This window comes from Mesoterricola silvestris (genome assembly GCF_030295405.1).
GTDB classification, from domain to species: Bacteria; Acidobacteriota; Holophagae; order Holophagales; family Holophagaceae; genus Mesoterricola; species Mesoterricola silvestris.
Genome location: NZ_AP027080.1, coordinates 1,971,182 through 1,985,583, shown reverse-complemented (window position 1 = coordinate 1,985,583; position 14,402 = coordinate 1,971,182). Strand labels below are relative to the sequence as shown.

Genomic DNA, 14,402 nt, shown 5'->3' with positions numbered 1-14,402 from the left:
CCCCAGAAAGGCTTGATGACATGGATACGCTCCAACAGAAGCTCCAGAAGCTCACCCGCAACCTCTGGTGGACCTGGCGCCCCGAAGTGCGCGCCATCTTCCGGGACCTGGACCTGGACATCTACCACAAGGCCCACCGCAACCCCGTGCGGGTGCTCAAGGAGATCACCCCGGCCCTGCTGGAGAAGCGCGCCGACGAAGTGGATATCGCCACCCGCACGGACCGCGCCCTGCGCCAGCTCAACGAGTACCTGAACCCCCTGACCACCTGGGGCATGATCCACGCCGGCAGCCTCCAGTCCCGGCCCGTGGCCTACTTCTGCGCCGAGTTCGGCATCCACGAGTCCCTGCCCATCTACTCCGGCGGCCTGGGCATCCTCGCCGGCGACCACCTCAAGGGCGCCAGCAACCTGGGCGTGCCCCTGGTGGGCGTGGGCCTCATGTACCACCGGGGCTACACCACCCAGCTGCTGGACGCCTCCTTCTGGCAGCAGGACGTGAGCGAGCCCTTCGAACTGGACGACCTGCCCGTGTATCCCGCCATCGGCGCCGACGGCAAGCCCGCGCGGGTGAGCGTGGAGCTCCCGGGGCGCCTGGTGTGGGCCAAGGTCCTGGAATGCCACGTGGGCCGCATCCGCCTCATCCTGCTGGACACCCGGGACGACGCCAACAGCGAGGAGGACAAGGCCCTGGCCGCCAACCTCTACGGCGGCGACAACCGCATGCGCATCCAGCAGGAGCTCCTCCTGGGCGTGGGCGGGTCCCGGGCCCTGCGGGCCCTGGGCATCACCCCCAGCGTCATCCACCTCAACGAGGGCCACTCGGCCTTCGCCATCCTGGAATGGGCCCGGCACCGGGTGCAGCAGGACGGCATGGAGCCCTGGGCGGCCATCGCCGAGGCGGCCTCGGGCACGGTGTTCACCACCCACACCCCCGTGGAGGCCGGCCACGACAAGTTCCCCGCCGATCTCGCCGAGGAGCACCTGCGGGCCCTGGCCGAGGGGCTCCGGCTTCCCCTGCACGACGTGCTGGGCCTGGGCCGCACCAACCCCGGGGACCTGGGTTCCGCCTTCCTCCCCACGGTGCTGGCCCTGAAGCACTGCCGGCGCGCCAACGGCGTCTCGGCCCTGCACGGCAAGGTCGCCCGGTCCATGTGGCAGCACCTGTGGCCCACCCGCAGCGAGCACGACGTGCCCATCGGGCACATCACCAACGGCGTGCACGTGCCCTCCTGGCTCTCCTCGGAGCTCAACACCCTCATGACCACCCACCTGGGCGTGAACTGGATGGAGGGCATCGTGCGTCCCGATCTGTGGACCAAGATCGCCGCCATCGACCCCGCCGAGATCTGGGAGATCAAGAAGGTCCTCAAGGGCCGCATGCTCAAGCTCGTGCGGGAGCGCCAGACCGCCATGCGCGCCCGCCAGGGCCTGCCGCCCCTGGACCCCGCCCCCCTGGACCCCGACGCCCTTACCATCGGCTTCGCCCGGCGCTTCGTGCCCTACAAGCGGCCCGACCTGCTCTTCACGGACCTGGACCGCCTGGACGCCCTGGTGAACAACCCCCAGCGGCCCGTGAACCTCATCTTCGCCGGCCGGGCCCACCCCGCCGACGGCCCGGGCAAGGCCCTCATCCAGAAGGTGGGCCAGCTCACCGCCGATCCCCGCTTCCGCAACCGCATCCTGTTCGTGGAGAACTACAACATCCACATCGGGCGCAACCTCTACCAGGGCGTGGACGCCTGGCTCAACAACCCCCAGCGGCCCCTGGAGGCCTGCGGCACCAGCGGCATGAAGGTGGTCATGAACGGCGGCCTCCACATCTCCGTCCTGGACGGGTGGTGGGCCGAGGCCTACGACGGCGAGAACGGCTTCGCCATCGGCAACGGGGAGATCCACGCGTCCTCCGAGGTGCAGGACAAGCGGGACGCCGACGCCCTCTTCCGGCTCCTGGAGGAGAAGGTGGTGCCCATGTACTACCGGCAGGACGCCAACGGCGTGCCCCGCCCGTGGATCCACGCCATCCAGCGCTCCATGCGCACCCTGGCCTGGCGCTTCAACGCCGACCGCATGGTCATGGACTACGTGCGGAACTGCTACCTCCCCGCCGCGGTGGCCGCCTCCTGCCAGATGCCCAACCCCTGATGGTGATCAAAGCAAACGTCGCCGCCCCCTCCGGGGCGGGCGGCGCCGTGGCTTCCCGGGGCGGGATGACTTACACTGCTTTCATGTTCAACCGCCTACCAGCCAAAAGGAATCCGTTCATGGGCACCTCCCTGCGCGTCCTCGCCACCACCGCCGCGGTCCTCCTGGCCAGCGGCGCCCTCCAGGCCGAAAGCGGGATCTGGGGCGGGCAGATCGGGATGGCCCAGCCCTCCGGGGGCGCCAAGCAGTGGGTGGACTCCACCGTGGGCGTCGCCCTGGACGTCACCGACACCTACAGCCTGGGCGGCCAGGACTCCGTGCGCATGCGCTTCGGGTACTTCACCTTCAAGGCCAGCAGCTCCGCGCCCCAGACCCTCACGGTCCCCGGATGGGCCCAGGCCACCTACCCCGCCAACACCGACAACGAGGCCTACGCCTTCACCTACGGAGCCGAGTACGTGCGCACCCTCCCGGCCCGGCTCTACGTGCTGGCCGGCCTGGGCGTGGCCTACGCCACCGCCAACCGCACCGGCACCTTCGACCTCACCAACGCCGGCGCCGGCCCCGTGAAGAGCAACTACGACGCCAACAATTTCGTCCCCTACTACTGCGCCGGCCTGGGCTTCCAGATCACCCGGTCCCTGGCCCTGGAGGCCCGGTACCAGACCACCTCCATGAAGGCCCAGACCCGCAAGCTGGACCTCAAGGGCCTGGGCATCGCCACCCCCGCCCAGGTGGCCTTCGACAAGCTCACCGTCTCCACCCTCACCTTCGGCGTGAGCCTCACCTTCTGACCGGGAGCGTCCCATGAGATTCCCAGGGGCCCTGCGGGCCATCGCCTGCCTCGTCGCCTTCGCGCCCCTGCGGGCCCAGGTCAAGGTGGAACCCTGGGTACCCGCCTACCAGGGGGTGGAATTGGCCTCGGGCGAGGCCCCGGAGCCCCGCCGCCAGAAGGCCTTTGCCGTGCGGGTGGATCTCCGGGCCCCGGGGGTGCGGCTCTTCGCCACGCCCCACGCCGGTTCCAAGGAGACCACCAGCGAGACCACGGGGGAGTTCCTGGCCCACCACCGCCTGCAGGTGGCGATCAACGCCAACTTCTACGACCCCTGCTGCACCCCCGGGGACAAGGACCTCCTGGGCCTGGCCATGTCCGGCGGCCAGGTGGTCTCCCCCGCCGCCACCCACGGCATCGGCCAGGCCGCCCTGGTGGCCACCCGGGACAACTTCGCCACCATCCTGAAGACCGGCCCCGATTTCCGCACCAGCGGCCTCTGGACCGCCGTGGCCGGCACCGAGGTGATCCTGGCGGACGGCGTGCGGAGCGTCGCCCCCATCCCCTTCAACAAGGCCACCCACCCCCGCACGGCGGTGGGCCTCAGCCGGGACGGCCGGTACCTGATCCTCCTGGTGATCGACGGCCGCCAGGCCGGCTACAGCGTGGGCGCCACCCTGGACGAGGTGGTGGACTGGCTGCTGCGCTTCGGCGCCGCCGACGGCCTGAACCTGGACGGCGGCGGCTCCACCGCCCTGGTGCGGGAGGTGGAGGGCCAGCCCCGGCTCGTGAACCACCCCAGCGGCGTGGCCCTGGGCTCCACCAGCAACGCCGGCGGGGAGCCCCAGCAGCGCTCCAACGGGAACAACCTGGGCGTCTTCGCGAGGCCGCTCCCCCCCGCGGCCTGAAGGTGATTCTTTTTTCATCCCCTTCATCCTGTTCATCCGATTTAATCCCCGTTCCCGCAGGGCCAGCGATGGGATGGGTCGGCGCGTAGCTGATCCGCATGCGCCGACCCATCCCTGCCCTGGCCCTGCGGGAACAGGGATTAAATCGGATGAACAGGATGAAGGGGATGAAGGGAATGAAGGGAATGAGGCCTCCAACTCAGCCCCATCCCGGCTGAGGAGCCGGACAGTATTACGGGATCCGCCAGGGATTACTCGCCCTTGGCCTTCCGCATCATCCCTTCGTAGAGCTCCAGGTATTCCTTCGCGCTGGCCTTCCAGCTGAAATTCTGCGCCATGGCGTGGCGCTGGATGCGGGTCCAGGTGCGGGGGTCCTCCCGGTAGAGCCGGCAGGCGCGGCCGATGGTCTCCCCCAGGATCCAGCTGCTGGCCTCCTTGAACACGAAGCCGGTGGCGGTGGAATCCACCAGGGACTGGGCGTCGGTGTCCACCACGGTGTCGGCGAGGCCCCCGGCGCGGCGCACCAGGGGCAGGGTGCCGTAGCGCAGGGCGTAGAGCTGGGTGAGGCCGCAGGGCTCCTGGCGGCTGGGCACCAGCATCACGTCGGAGCCGGCCAGGATGCGGTGGGCCAGGCCCTCGTCGTAGGCCAGGGCGCAGGCCACGCGGCCGGGATGGGCCTTGGCGGCGGCGGCGAAACCCTCCTCCAGCACGGGGTCGCCGGTGCCCAGGATGACCAGCTGGGCGTTGAGCTGGAGCAGGTAGGCCACGTTCTCCAGCACCAGGTCCAGGCCCTTCTGCTCGGCCAGACGGCTCACCACCCCGAACACCGGGTCGCCGGGGGATTCGTCCAGGCCCATCTCCCGCTGCAGGAGGTTCTTGTCGAGCTTCTTGCCCGACAGGTGCCGGGCGTCGAAGTGGTGTTCCAGGTGGGGGCTTGTGGCGGGGTTCCAGATGGCGTTGTCCACGCCGTTGAGGATGCCCGCCAAGTCCCGCCGGCGATGGGTCAGGAGCCCGTCCAGGCCGCTTCCCGCCTCCGGCTGCTGGATCTCCTTGGCGTACGTGGGGCTCACGGTGGTGATGCGGTCCGCGAAGGCCAGTCCGGCCTTGAGGAAATTGATCTTGCCGTAGAACTCGGCCCCTTCCGTGTGGAAGATGCTGGGGCCCAGCCACAGTTCCGGCAGCAGGGGGGCGGGGTAGATGCCCTGGTACGAAAGGTTGTGGATGGTCGTGACCGTGAGGGGGACCCGGCCCGGATCCTGGGCGTAGTACGCGGGAGCCAGGGCGGCCTGCCAGTCGTGGACCTGGAGCACGTCCGGGCGCCATCCGGCCCAGTCGCCGTTGCGGCCCAGCTGGGACGCCGCCCAGGCGAAGGCGGCGAAGCGCAGGTGGCTGTCCCCGTACTCCGCATAGGGACCGCCCGCGCGATCGTACAGCCCCGGATGGTCCAGCAGGTACACGGGCACCCCGTCCGCGGTCGCGCCCCGCAGCAGGCGCGCCTCCCCCTGCCCCAGGAGGTCCGGGAAGCCGCCGGCCGGTTCCAGGTCCCGGATCCGGGCCAGAAGCGCCCCGTAGCCCGGCAGGAGGATCCGGGCGTCCGCCCCCAGGGTCCGCTGGGCACCGGGCAGCGCGGCCAGCACGTCGCCCAGGCCTCCCACCTTCACGTAGGGAAACAGTTCCGTGGCGGCGTGGAGGATCTTCATCGGCCTTCCTGCAGGTTGTCCAGCATCCGCTGGGAGATCAGGGTTACACCTCCCGGCGTGCGATGGAAGCGCCGCGCGTCCTCCTCCGGATCCTCCCCCACCACCAGCCCGATGGGCACCCGGCAGTTCCGGTCCACGATCACCCGGTGCAGCCGCGCATGCTCCTCGATGTCCGCCCCGGGCAGCACCACCGCCTCGTGGAGGTAGGCGTGGGAATGGACCCGCACCTTGCTGAAGAGCAGGGAGCGGTGCACCGTGGCCCCCGAAACGATGCACCCCGCCGACACCAGGCTGCTGATGGCCACGCCGTTGCGGTGGGGGCCGCTGTGCACGAACTTGGCCGCCGGGAGCTGCTCCTGGTGGGTGAAGATGGGCCAGTCGTAGTCGTAGAGGTTCAGGTCGGGGTCCACGTTGGTGAGGTCCATGTTGGCCTCCCAGTACGCGTCCACGGTGCCCACGTCCCGCCAGTAGGGCGGCTTGTCCATGTTGCGGATGTGGCTGCGGTTGAAGCGGTGGGCGTAGACCCGGGCCCGGGGCACCAGGTAGGGGATGACGTCCTTGCCGAAATCGTGGCTGGACGTCGGGTCCGCCGCGTCCCGCGCCAGTTCGGCGTACAGGAAATCGGCCTTGAACAGGTAGATCCCCATGCTCGCGAAGGCGTAGCCCGGCCGGCCCGGCACGGGGGTGGGCTGCTGGGGCTTTTCCACGAAGGAGACGATGCGGTCCGACGCGTCGGCCTCGGCCACGCCGAATTCCCGGGCGTCGGCCAGGGGCACTTCAAGGCAGGCGATCGTCAGGTCCGCGTCCTTCTCCAGGTGGTCCTCCAGGAAGCGGCGGTAGTCCATCTTGTAGATATGGTCCCCCGCCAGCACCAGCACGTTCTCGGGACGGTGGGCCCCGATGGTCTCGAGATTCTGGTACACCGCGTCGGCGGTGCCGCTGTACCACGCGTCGCTCTCCAGGCTCTGCTGGGCCGGAAGGACGTGGATGAACTCGTTGAACTTCCCATTGAGGAAGGTCCAGCCGAACTGCAGGTGCTCCAGCAGGCTGTGGGAGTTGTACTGGGTGACCACCAGGATCTTGCGGATATTGGAATTCACGCAATTGGACATGGTGAAGTCGATGATGCGGTACTTCCCGCCGAAGGCCAGGCCGGGCTTGGAAAGGCGCCGGGTCAGGTCGTGGAGCCGCTTGCCGCGGCCTCCCGCCAGCACCATGGCGATGGTTCGCTGAGCCGCAAGGAACACCTCGCGCTGGGACATTCGCACACCTCGTGCATGCTGTACCCCCGAAGGATGCGCCCAATGCAGCGCCGATTCAAGGCAAAACGGCCTGCAGCTCCCCCCAGAGGTAGTCGTCGTCCAGGGTCGTCATGCAGGGATTGCCCTCCACCACGCACACGACGCCCATGCATTCCAGGCACGCCAGGCCCTCCTTGCGCGGCGTGCGGACCCGGGGTCCCCAGGGGGCGGAATGGCGCGGCCGGGTGGGCCCGAAGATGGCCACGGTGGGAATCCCGCAGCCCGCGGCGATGTGCGCCAGGCCCGAATCCATGCCGATCAGCGCCCGGGCCCCGGCGATCCACGCGGCGGAAAGCGCGAGGCCCCCCTGGTTCGTGAGATCCACCGAACGGGGAACCCGGGCGTGGATCTGCGCGGCCAGCATGGCGTCCACCGGGCCCGCCCCCAGGATCACGGGGGTGATGCCCGCGGCCACGAGCCGCGCGCCCAGGGCCCCGAAGGACTCCACCGAGAGGCGCTTGCAGGCGCAGTTGGCCCCGGGGGCCAGGATCACGTAGTCCCCCAGGCCCAGGGCCGCCTTGCGCTCGGCCGCCTCCGCCATGGCCGCGGCCCGGGGCCGGAAGGGCAGGAAAGCCGGCGGTTCGGGCCATTGGGGGAAGGCCCGGGCCACGGCCATGCGGTACCGCTCCACGAAGGGCGTATCCAGCTTGTAGAAGGGGATGCTTTGGGTGTACAGGAGGGAGGCCCCACCGTCGCCGCAGCCCAGGCGCAGGGGCACCCGGGCCAGAAACCCCGCCACCGCGGGACGGCTGCTCTTGGGAAAATTGATGAGGGAGGCGGGCCTGTGGGCGCGCAGAAGGCGGGCCGCCTTCAACGGGCTGTACTTGCGCTGGGGGTCGGGCACCGCGGCCAGGTAGTCGGCACTCCCTTCGAAGAGATCCACGATCCAGGCGGGTCCCCAGGCCACCAGGGGCAGACCCGCCGCCCGCAGGCGCGCGATGGCGCCGTGGATCATCATGGCGTCCCCGAAGAAGCGGGGGAAGCGCACCCAGTGGGCCCCCATGGGCACGGCATCGTTCACGTGAGCCTCCAGCCTTCATCCTCGCGTAAGATAAGACTTCATCCAAGGATCATTTCATGCAGCCTCCGCCCAGCCGCCCCGCCCTTTTCGCCCTGGTGGCGGCCTTTTCGGTCCAGGCCGCCCCGCCCGTGAGCGGCCCGGCCTTCACGCCCGTGGACGCGGTGAAGGCGGAATGGGACCGCAAGCCTCCCGTTTTCCCCCCCGAGGCCCTGTCCGCCCTGCCCGCCGCCGACCGGGCCCGCCTGGAGCTGACCCTCCAGCGCATCGGCGCCCCCGGAGCCCCCGCCCTGCTGCCGCCGTGGCTGGCGGATCCCACGACGGCCGTCTGGGAGGCCCGGGCCCTGGCGGCGGTCACCCCCCAGGACCGGTTCACCGCCCTGTTCTTCCTGAACCGCCTCAAATCCAGCCGGGCCCTCAGCGCCCTGGAGAGCCTGACCCCCACGGACGCCGCCTCCTGGCCGGCCCACCTCCACCTGGAGGGCCCCCTGGCCACCGCCCTCCTCAACGGCGCCACGGCCACCCCCGCGGTGCGCGCCTTCATGGAAGCCCTTTTCAAGGCCGGCAAGGGCGATCCCATCCGGGGCGGCGCCGCCCACCTGCGCATGGTGCTCGCCGGCAAGGAAAAGGGCGAACCCCGCATGGCCGACCCCTCCCTTCTCGCGTACCTGGACGCCTGGAACCGCGGTCCCTGGGCCCCCCGGGCCGCGGAGCACCTCCAGCTGCTCACCGGGGCCCTGGCCGGAGGCCTCGCGCCCGGCGCGGCCCAGCGGCTCCTGGAGGGCCTGCCGGCCACCCCCGATCCCGCGGCCAGCGCCCTGGCCGTCAAGGCCCTGGATTCCCCGCATCTCCTGGTGCGCATGGCCGCCCTGGATCATTTCGCCCGGCTCCCGGCCCTCGAGCCCGAGGCCCTGGCCGCCCTGCGGCGGATCGCCTCCCGCACCTTCGGAGGCCCCCTTTCCAGCGGCATCCTGGCCGCCCTGCGCAAGCACGCGCCCGGGGACGCCGACCGGTACGGCCAGGGGCTCCTGGGTTCCGACGATCCCCTGACCCTCTCCGCCGCCATCGAGGACCTGCCCCGGCCCCCCGCCAACCTGGAGGCCCTGGTCCAGCGCCTCTGGAAGACCTCCATGTACGACGCCGTCCAGGTCCTGCTGCCCGCCCTGGAACGCTGGAAGCTGCCCGAGCCGCAGCGCCGGGCCCTGCTGGCGCGGTTCCTGGAACACCCCTGCTGGACGGCGCGTTTGGACGCCTACACCCTCCTGGCCAAGGGGGACCCCGCCACCCCCTGGCCCTCCGCCCCCAGGCCCTCCTTCCTGGAGGACCTCATCCGGGACGAGGCCCTGCGCCTGGCCCGCTCGGGCAAGTCCGTGCGCATGCGCATCACCTTCGACCGGGGCCGCCGCGTCGTCCTGGCCCTGGACCCCGCCGTCGCCCCCATCAACGTGGCCAATCTGGTGCTCCTGGCCCGCCGGGGCTTCTTCAACGGCCGCCAGGTCCCCCGGGTCGTGCCCGATTTCGTCGTGCAGATGGGCAGCCCCGTGGACACCATGGACGGCGGCCCCGGCTACACCGTCCGCTGCGAGGACAGCCTCGCCTGGTACGGCCCCGGCAGCGTGGGCATGGCCCTCAGCGGCAAGGACACCGGGGGCAGCCAGTTCTTCATCACCACCAACGCCGCGCCCCACCTCACGGGGAGATACACCCGGGTGGGCGAGGTGGAGGATCCCGACACCGCCCTGCCGATCCTGGATGGATTGACGGTGGGGACGCGGATCCTCGCGGTGGATATCCTCTGACCCCGAATCCCGCCCGGAGTGCCCATGCCGAACTGGCGAACCCTCGCGTGCCTGGCCGTTCTAGCGGCTCCTTCCCTCTCCGGCCAGGCGCCTCCCCCCGACCCCGGCGAGGCCCTGGCCACGGCCCGGCGCCACCTCCAGGATTGGCGCCGTTCCAACCAGGCCGAACTCATGGATGACTGGGGCCAGCTGGCGCGCTACCGGGACGCCAACGCCCGGCTCAGGGCGCCCCGCCCCGGGGAGGACCGCGTGGTGTTCCTGGGGGATTCCATCACGGAAATCTGGGATCTGGCCGCGAGCTTCCCCGGGCGGCCCTACGTGAACCGCGGCATCAGCGGCCAGACCACGGGCCAGATGCTCCTGCGCTTCCGCCAGGACGTGGTGGCCCTGCACCCTCGGGCGGTCGTCATTCTCGCCGGGACCAACGACCTCGCCGGAAACACCGGTCCCATCGCCCTGGAGGACATCGAGGCCAACCTCGCCTCCCTCACCGACCTGGCCGTGGCCAACGGGATCCGCCCCGTCCTCTGCACCGTCCTGCCCGTGCACAACGACACCCCCGCCTCCCGGGACTACTTCGTCACGCGGCCCCTGGACCGCATCCGGGCCCTGGACGACTGGATCCGGTCCCACTGCGAGCGCAACCGCCTGGACCTGGCGGATCTCCATGCGGCCACCCTGGACGGCCGCGGCCAGCTCAAACGCACCCTGGCCGACGACGGGCTCCACCCGAACGCCGCGGGTTTCGCCGTCGTGGCGCCCCTGGTGGAAGCCGCCCTGCGAAAGGCTCTGGCCCGCTGAGGGGCATCAGCCGTGCACGCCGGGCGCCTCCCGGCCGGTGCTCTCCACGTATTCCGCGTAGGTGCCGGGGTATTTCATGGGCCCCGCGTGCTCCTCGCAGCCCAGCTCCAGCACCCGGTTGGCCAGCCCCCGCAGGAAGGTGCGGTCGTGGGACACGAAGAGCATGGTGCCCTCGAAGTCCTTCAGGGCCTCGATGAGCATCTCCTTGGTGCCCAGGTCCAGATGGTTGGTGGGCTCGTCCAGCACGAGGAAATTGGGCGGGTTGAAGAGCATGCGCGCCATCACCAGCCGGGATTTCTCGCCGCCGGAGAGGTTGCGGATGCGCTTGTCCACGTCGTCGCCGCTGAACTGGAAGGCGCCCAGGATATTGCGCAGCACCCCCAGGCCCTCCATGGGGAAGTCCTGCATGAGCTGTTCGAGGACCGTCAGCTCCGGATCCAGCAGATCCAGGGACTGCTGCGCGAAGTAGCCCATGCGCAGGCTGGCCCCCAGGCGCACTGAGCCGGCGTCGGGTTCCAGGGCGCCGGCCACCATCTTGAGGAGGGTGGACTTGCCGGCGCCGTTCTTGCCCATGACGCACCACCGCTCCCCCCGGCGGATGTGGAAATCGAAGTCGCTGTAGATCTTCCTGGCGCCGTAGCCCTTGGCGACGCCCTCGAGCATGGCCACGTCCTCGCCGCTGCGCATGGGGAGCCGGAAATCCCACTTCACCACCTTGCGGCGCTTGGGCAGTTCGATGCGCTCGATCTTGTCCAGGGCCTTGACGCGGCTCTGCACCTGGGCGGCCTTGGCGGCGTGGGTGGAGAAGCGCTCGATGAAGCGCTGTTCCTTGGCCAGCTTGGCCTGCTGGCGGGCGTAGGCCGCCTCCTGGTTGGTCTCCCGGGTCTCCCGCTCCTTGACGTAGAAATCGTAGTCCCCGGAGTAGGTGACGATGTCCCCGCCGTCGATCTCGATGACCTTGGTGACGATGCGGTTCATGAAGTCCTTGTCGTGGGAGGTCATGAGCAGGGTGGCGGACACGGATTTCAGGTAGGTCTCCAGCCAGAGGATGGATTCGATGTCCAGGTGGTTGGTGGGCTCGTCCAGCAGCAGCACGTCGAAGCGCCCCAGGAGCACCTTGGCCATGGACACGCGCATCTTCCAGCCGCCGGAGAGGGCCCCCACGTCCCCGTCGATCTGCCCGGGCTCGAAACCCAGGCCCTCCAGGGTGGTGCGGGCCCGGGTCTCCAGTTCGTAGCCGCCCAGGTGCTGGTATTCCTCCTGCACCTGGCCGAAGCGGTCGATGATGGCCTCCAATTCGCCCGCGCGGTCCGGGTCGCCCATGGCGTGCTCCAGGTCCGTGAGCTCGTGGTGCAGATCACCCAGGCGCCCGCTGCCGGCGATGGCCTCGTCCAGCACCGAGCGCCCGGACATTTCGTCCACCTCCTGGCGGAAATAGCCGATGGACAGCTTCTTCGGGACGCTCACCACGCCGTCGTCCGGGGTCTCCTCCCCCAGGATCATGCGGAAGAGGGTGGACTTGCCGGCGCCGTTGGGCCCCACCAGCCCGGCCTTTTCGCCGGGGTTCAACTGGAAGGAGGCGTCGATGAAAAGGATCTGCTTGCCGTACTGCTTGCTCACATCGGAAAGGGCGATCAAGGGCTTGCTCCAAAGGAACAGCCTACCTCATCTCTCCAGCCGGAATGCCACGGTGAGCCGGAAGGTGGCCGCCACGGGGATCCCGTCCAGCTTCGCGGGCTGGAAGCGCCAGAGCCGGGCCACCCGCACCGCCTCGTTCACCAGCAGGGGGTGGGGGCCGGAGATGACCTGGATATCCGTGGGCGTCCCGGTGACATCCACGGTCATGCGCAGTTCCACGGGCCCCTGGATGCGCGTCAGCCTGGCCAGGGCCGGGTACACGGGGGGCACCTGACTGAGGATGCGCATGGCCTGGGTTTCCATTTCCACCACCTGGGCGGCGCGGGGGGCCGTCTGGACGGGTGGCGTGGGCGGCCCCGGGGGGAGCCCCACGATCCCGGGGCCCACCGGGGCGTTGGGATCCCCCGCGATCTCCCCCCCGTGGTTTGCCGTGGGGAGGCCCGCCGGCGTGTGGTCGGGAATGACGTTGGCGTCCGGGGGCGGCTGCACCACCTTGAGCCCCGGCGGCACCGGGCCCCCGCCCCGGGCCGGCTCGACCCGGACGGCCGGGCGGGGCGGATCGAGGTCCGGATCGATGATGACCACCGGCGGCAGGGTGGTAACCGGCCTCCGGATGGCCAGGTGCCGGGCCCCGCCCAGGACCGCGGCGCCCAGGCCGGCGTAAATGGCGCAGGCCAGCATCAAACTGGCCAGGCGGTCCGTGGGGGGCGCCGCCAGGTGCACGGCATTGAACAGCAGCGTGGGGGGCAGGATCTCGGCAGGCCGAGGGCAACGGTCGCGGGCGGACATGGGACCTCCTTGGGCTGGGGACCTCCGGGTACGGGAAAGCGGCGCGGACCCCAGGGTCCCGCGCCGCTTCCTTGTGTCCCAAAGATCGTGTTGCCAAGGTATCGGTTACGTTCGTTCGCTCGTCAAGGCGCGTCGGCGGAAGTTACAGGACAGTGATGCTGGGCGCCCTTTCCGCCACGATCGTGTCACCGCTGGGCCGGATGTCACGGACGTGTCAGGCCTACGAGCCGCATCGTCAGCAAGGCACGACCAACTTCTCCAGGACCTCGTAGCTCTTCAGGCCCCCCAGTTCCCGCCGCAGGCGGTCCCGGAGGATGCGGGTCACGGCCCGGGCGGCCTCGGAGCCGCCGGGATCGGGGGCCTGGGCCGCGGGAAGGGTGCGCAGGAGCTTCAGGTGCTCCCGGGTGCCCGGGGGCAGGGCTTCGCGGGGGTCCACCGGGGTGCAGGCGGCGCAGCACCAGCCGTGGTCCTGGGTGAAGAGCACCAGGGGGGCCTCCCCGCCGCCGCAGCGGCCGCAGAGCCTGGGGTGGGGCAGCAGGCCCATGAGGTGGAGCATCCAGTGCTCGGCGTAGGCCAGGACGGCCAGGGACCGGCTGGGGTCCTCCTTGAGGCACCGGGCGCAGGCCGACAGGAGCCGGAAGAGGCGGTCGTCCTCCACGCCTTCCCGGGCCACCCGGTCGAAGACATCCGCGAGGCAGGCCACCACGAGGCTGGATTCCAGGTGGCCCAGGGTCATGGGCGAATGCTGGAGCTCGCACCGGGTGACCCGCTTGATCTCCGCCTGCTCCCGGCCGAAGAACCCCACCTTCACCAGCCCCAGGGGCTCGAAGCTGGAGACCCACTTGGCGGTGGGCTTCTTGGCGCCCCGGGCCAGGCCCACCAGCCGCTCCCCGTGCTCCGTGAGGAAGGACACCACCAGCCCCCCCTCCTCGAAGGGGGTGGGCCGGAGGACGATGGCGGAATGGGTGCGGATCATCTCCACCATTAAACCCTCCCGGCCCCCGGGGCGTCCCATACGCTGTGGAAAGAAATCCCACATCCTCCAGGAGAAGGCCATGAGAACACTCGCATCCGCCGCGCTCGCCCTGGGGATCGGCCTGACGCCGGTCCTGGCCCAGGACGCCCCCCCGCCCCGGCCCCGCATGGGGGACCGCCTTCCGGACCGGGAGGCGCGCTTCGACCGGGCCCTGAATCTCACCGAAGCCCAGAAGACCTCCGTCAAGGAGATCCGCGGCAAGCACAAGGCCGCCATCGAATCCCGCCGCGCCGCGGCCGAGACGGCGCACAAGGCCTTCGCCGACGCCATGAAGAACCCCGACGCCAAGGCCGAGGACCTCAAGGCCCTCCACCGCGCCCAGGCCGACGCCAACCTGGACCTGCTCCTGGAGCACCGGGCCCAGCGCATGGAGATCCGCGCGATCCTCACCCCCGAGCAGCGGGAAAAGGCCGCGCGGCTCATGGGCAGGCTCGAAGGCATGCGCATGCGCCATCCCGGGGGCGGCCCCAGGTAGGTTATCGTGGGGACGGAGCAC

The 14,402-nt window shown here is 70.4% G+C and carries 12 protein-coding genes; 6 read left to right on the top strand and 6 right to left on the bottom strand.

The annotated features are described in order from the left end of the window. The first annotated feature begins 20 nt into the window (after positions 1–20). The 3 genes from glgP to R2J76_RS08605 all read left to right on the top strand — a co-directional run bounded on the left by glgP (position 21) and on the right by R2J76_RS08605 (position 3,824). Positions 21–2,144 (top strand): alpha-glucan family phosphorylase, encoded by a 2,124-nt coding sequence (gene glgP / locus R2J76_RS08615; RefSeq protein WP_316415434.1) that lies wholly within the window; start codon positions 21–23, stop codon positions 2,142–2,144. A gap of 119 nt (positions 2,145–2,263) precedes the next feature. Then, positions 2,264–2,938 (top strand): outer membrane beta-barrel protein, encoded by a 675-nt coding sequence (locus tag R2J76_RS08610; protein WP_316415432.1) that lies wholly within the window; start codon positions 2,264–2,266, stop codon positions 2,936–2,938. Between the two features lie 13 nt (positions 2,939–2,951). Next, positions 2,952–3,824 carry a phosphodiester glycosidase family protein gene (locus R2J76_RS08605; protein WP_316415431.1) on the top strand — a complete coding sequence of 291 codons (873 nt, stop codon included), beginning with the start codon at positions 2,952–2,954 and terminating at the stop codon, positions 3,822–3,824. Positions 3,825–4,075: 251 nt separating this feature from the next. Here R2J76_RS08605 and glgA read toward each other — a convergent pair whose 3' ends face one another. The 3 genes from glgA to R2J76_RS08590 are packed head-to-tail and all read right to left on the bottom strand — an operon-like array spanning position 4,076 to position 7,846. Next, positions 4,076–5,524: a glycogen synthase GlgA gene (gene glgA / locus R2J76_RS08600; protein ID WP_316415430.1), complete on the bottom strand. Its 1,449-nt coding sequence runs from the start codon at positions 5,522–5,524 to the stop codon at positions 4,076–4,078. Continuing rightward, positions 5,521–6,786 (bottom strand): glucose-1-phosphate adenylyltransferase, encoded by a 1,266-nt coding sequence (gene glgC / locus R2J76_RS08595; protein ID WP_316415429.1) that lies wholly within the window; start codon positions 6,784–6,786, stop codon positions 5,521–5,523. Before glgC ends, glgA begins: the two co-directional genes overlap by 4 nt. Before the next feature lie 55 nt (positions 6,787–6,841). Continuing rightward, the gene (locus R2J76_RS08590) at positions 6,842–7,846 is read right to left on the bottom strand and encodes a glycosyltransferase family 9 protein (RefSeq protein ID WP_316415428.1); all 1,005 of its coding nucleotides are present in this window, start codon (positions 7,844–7,846) and stop codon (positions 6,842–6,844) included. A 56-nt stretch (positions 7,847–7,902) separates the two neighbouring features. Here R2J76_RS08590 and R2J76_RS08585 point away from each other — a divergent pair, with 56 nt between their 5' ends. Then, positions 7,903–9,642, top strand: coding sequence for a peptidylprolyl isomerase (locus R2J76_RS08585; protein ID WP_316415427.1), 1,740 nt, complete (start codon positions 7,903–7,905; stop codon positions 9,640–9,642). Positions 9,643–9,666: 24 nt separating this feature from the next. Further along, a complete protein-coding gene (locus R2J76_RS08580; RefSeq protein WP_316415426.1) occupies positions 9,667–10,443 on the top strand; it encodes a GDSL-type esterase/lipase family protein in 777 nt (258 codons plus the stop codon). 6 nt (positions 10,444–10,449) lie between these two features. On the opposite strand, the gene R2J76_RS08575 is transcribed toward R2J76_RS08580, so the two are convergent. The 3 genes from R2J76_RS08575 to recO form a co-directional block, all read right to left on the bottom strand. Beyond that, positions 10,450–12,081 carry an ABC-F family ATP-binding cassette domain-containing protein gene (locus tag R2J76_RS08575; RefSeq protein WP_316415425.1) on the bottom strand — a complete coding sequence of 544 codons (1,632 nt, stop codon included), beginning with the start codon at positions 12,079–12,081 and terminating at the stop codon, positions 10,450–10,452. 27 nt (positions 12,082–12,108) lie between these two features. Next, complete coding sequence (locus tag R2J76_RS08570) at positions 12,109–12,870, bottom strand: energy transducer TonB (protein ID WP_316415424.1); 762 nt, start codon at positions 12,868–12,870, stop codon at positions 12,109–12,111. A gap of 235 nt (positions 12,871–13,105) precedes the next feature. Beyond that, positions 13,106–13,855 carry a DNA repair protein RecO gene (gene recO / locus R2J76_RS08565; RefSeq protein WP_316415423.1) on the bottom strand — a complete coding sequence of 250 codons (750 nt, stop codon included), beginning with the start codon at positions 13,853–13,855 and terminating at the stop codon, positions 13,106–13,108. Positions 13,856–13,925: 70 nt separating this feature from the next. Between recO and R2J76_RS08560 the strand changes: the two genes are divergently transcribed. Continuing rightward, entirely contained in the window at positions 13,926–14,381 is a 456-nt protein-coding gene (locus R2J76_RS08560) for a Spy/CpxP family protein refolding chaperone (RefSeq protein ID WP_316415422.1), read from the top strand. Positions 14,382–14,402 lie beyond the last annotated feature (21 nt).

Bases quoted from the DNA above. Each gene is read 5' to 3' on its own strand.
- R2J76_RS08570 (WP_316415424.1), bottom strand. From the start codon at position 12,870: ATGTCCGCCCGCGACCGTTGCCCTCGGCCTGCCGAGATCCTGCCCCCC.
- recO (WP_316415423.1), bottom strand. From the start codon at position 13,855: ATGGTGGAGATGATCCGCACCCATTCCGCCATCGTCCTCCGGCCCACC.
- R2J76_RS08585 (WP_316415427.1), top strand. From the start codon at position 7,903: ATGCAGCCTCCGCCCAGCCGCCCCGCCCTTTTCGCCCTGGTGGCGGCC.
- R2J76_RS08580 (WP_316415426.1), top strand. From the start codon at position 9,667: ATGCCGAACTGGCGAACCCTCGCGTGCCTGGCCGTTCTAGCGGCTCCT.
- R2J76_RS08560 (WP_316415422.1), top strand. From the start codon at position 13,926: ATGAGAACACTCGCATCCGCCGCGCTCGCCCTGGGGATCGGCCTGACG.
- R2J76_RS08605 (WP_316415431.1), top strand. From the start codon at position 2,952: ATGAGATTCCCAGGGGCCCTGCGGGCCATCGCCTGCCTCGTCGCCTTC.
- R2J76_RS08610 (WP_316415432.1), top strand. From the start codon at position 2,264: ATGGGCACCTCCCTGCGCGTCCTCGCCACCACCGCCGCGGTCCTCCTG.
- glgA (WP_316415430.1), bottom strand. From the start codon at position 5,524: ATGAAGATCCTCCACGCCGCCACGGAACTGTTTCCCTACGTGAAGGTG.
- glgC (WP_316415429.1), bottom strand. From the start codon at position 6,786: ATGTCCCAGCGCGAGGTGTTCCTTGCGGCTCAGCGAACCATCGCCATG.
- glgP (WP_316415434.1), top strand. From the start codon at position 21: ATGGATACGCTCCAACAGAAGCTCCAGAAGCTCACCCGCAACCTCTGG.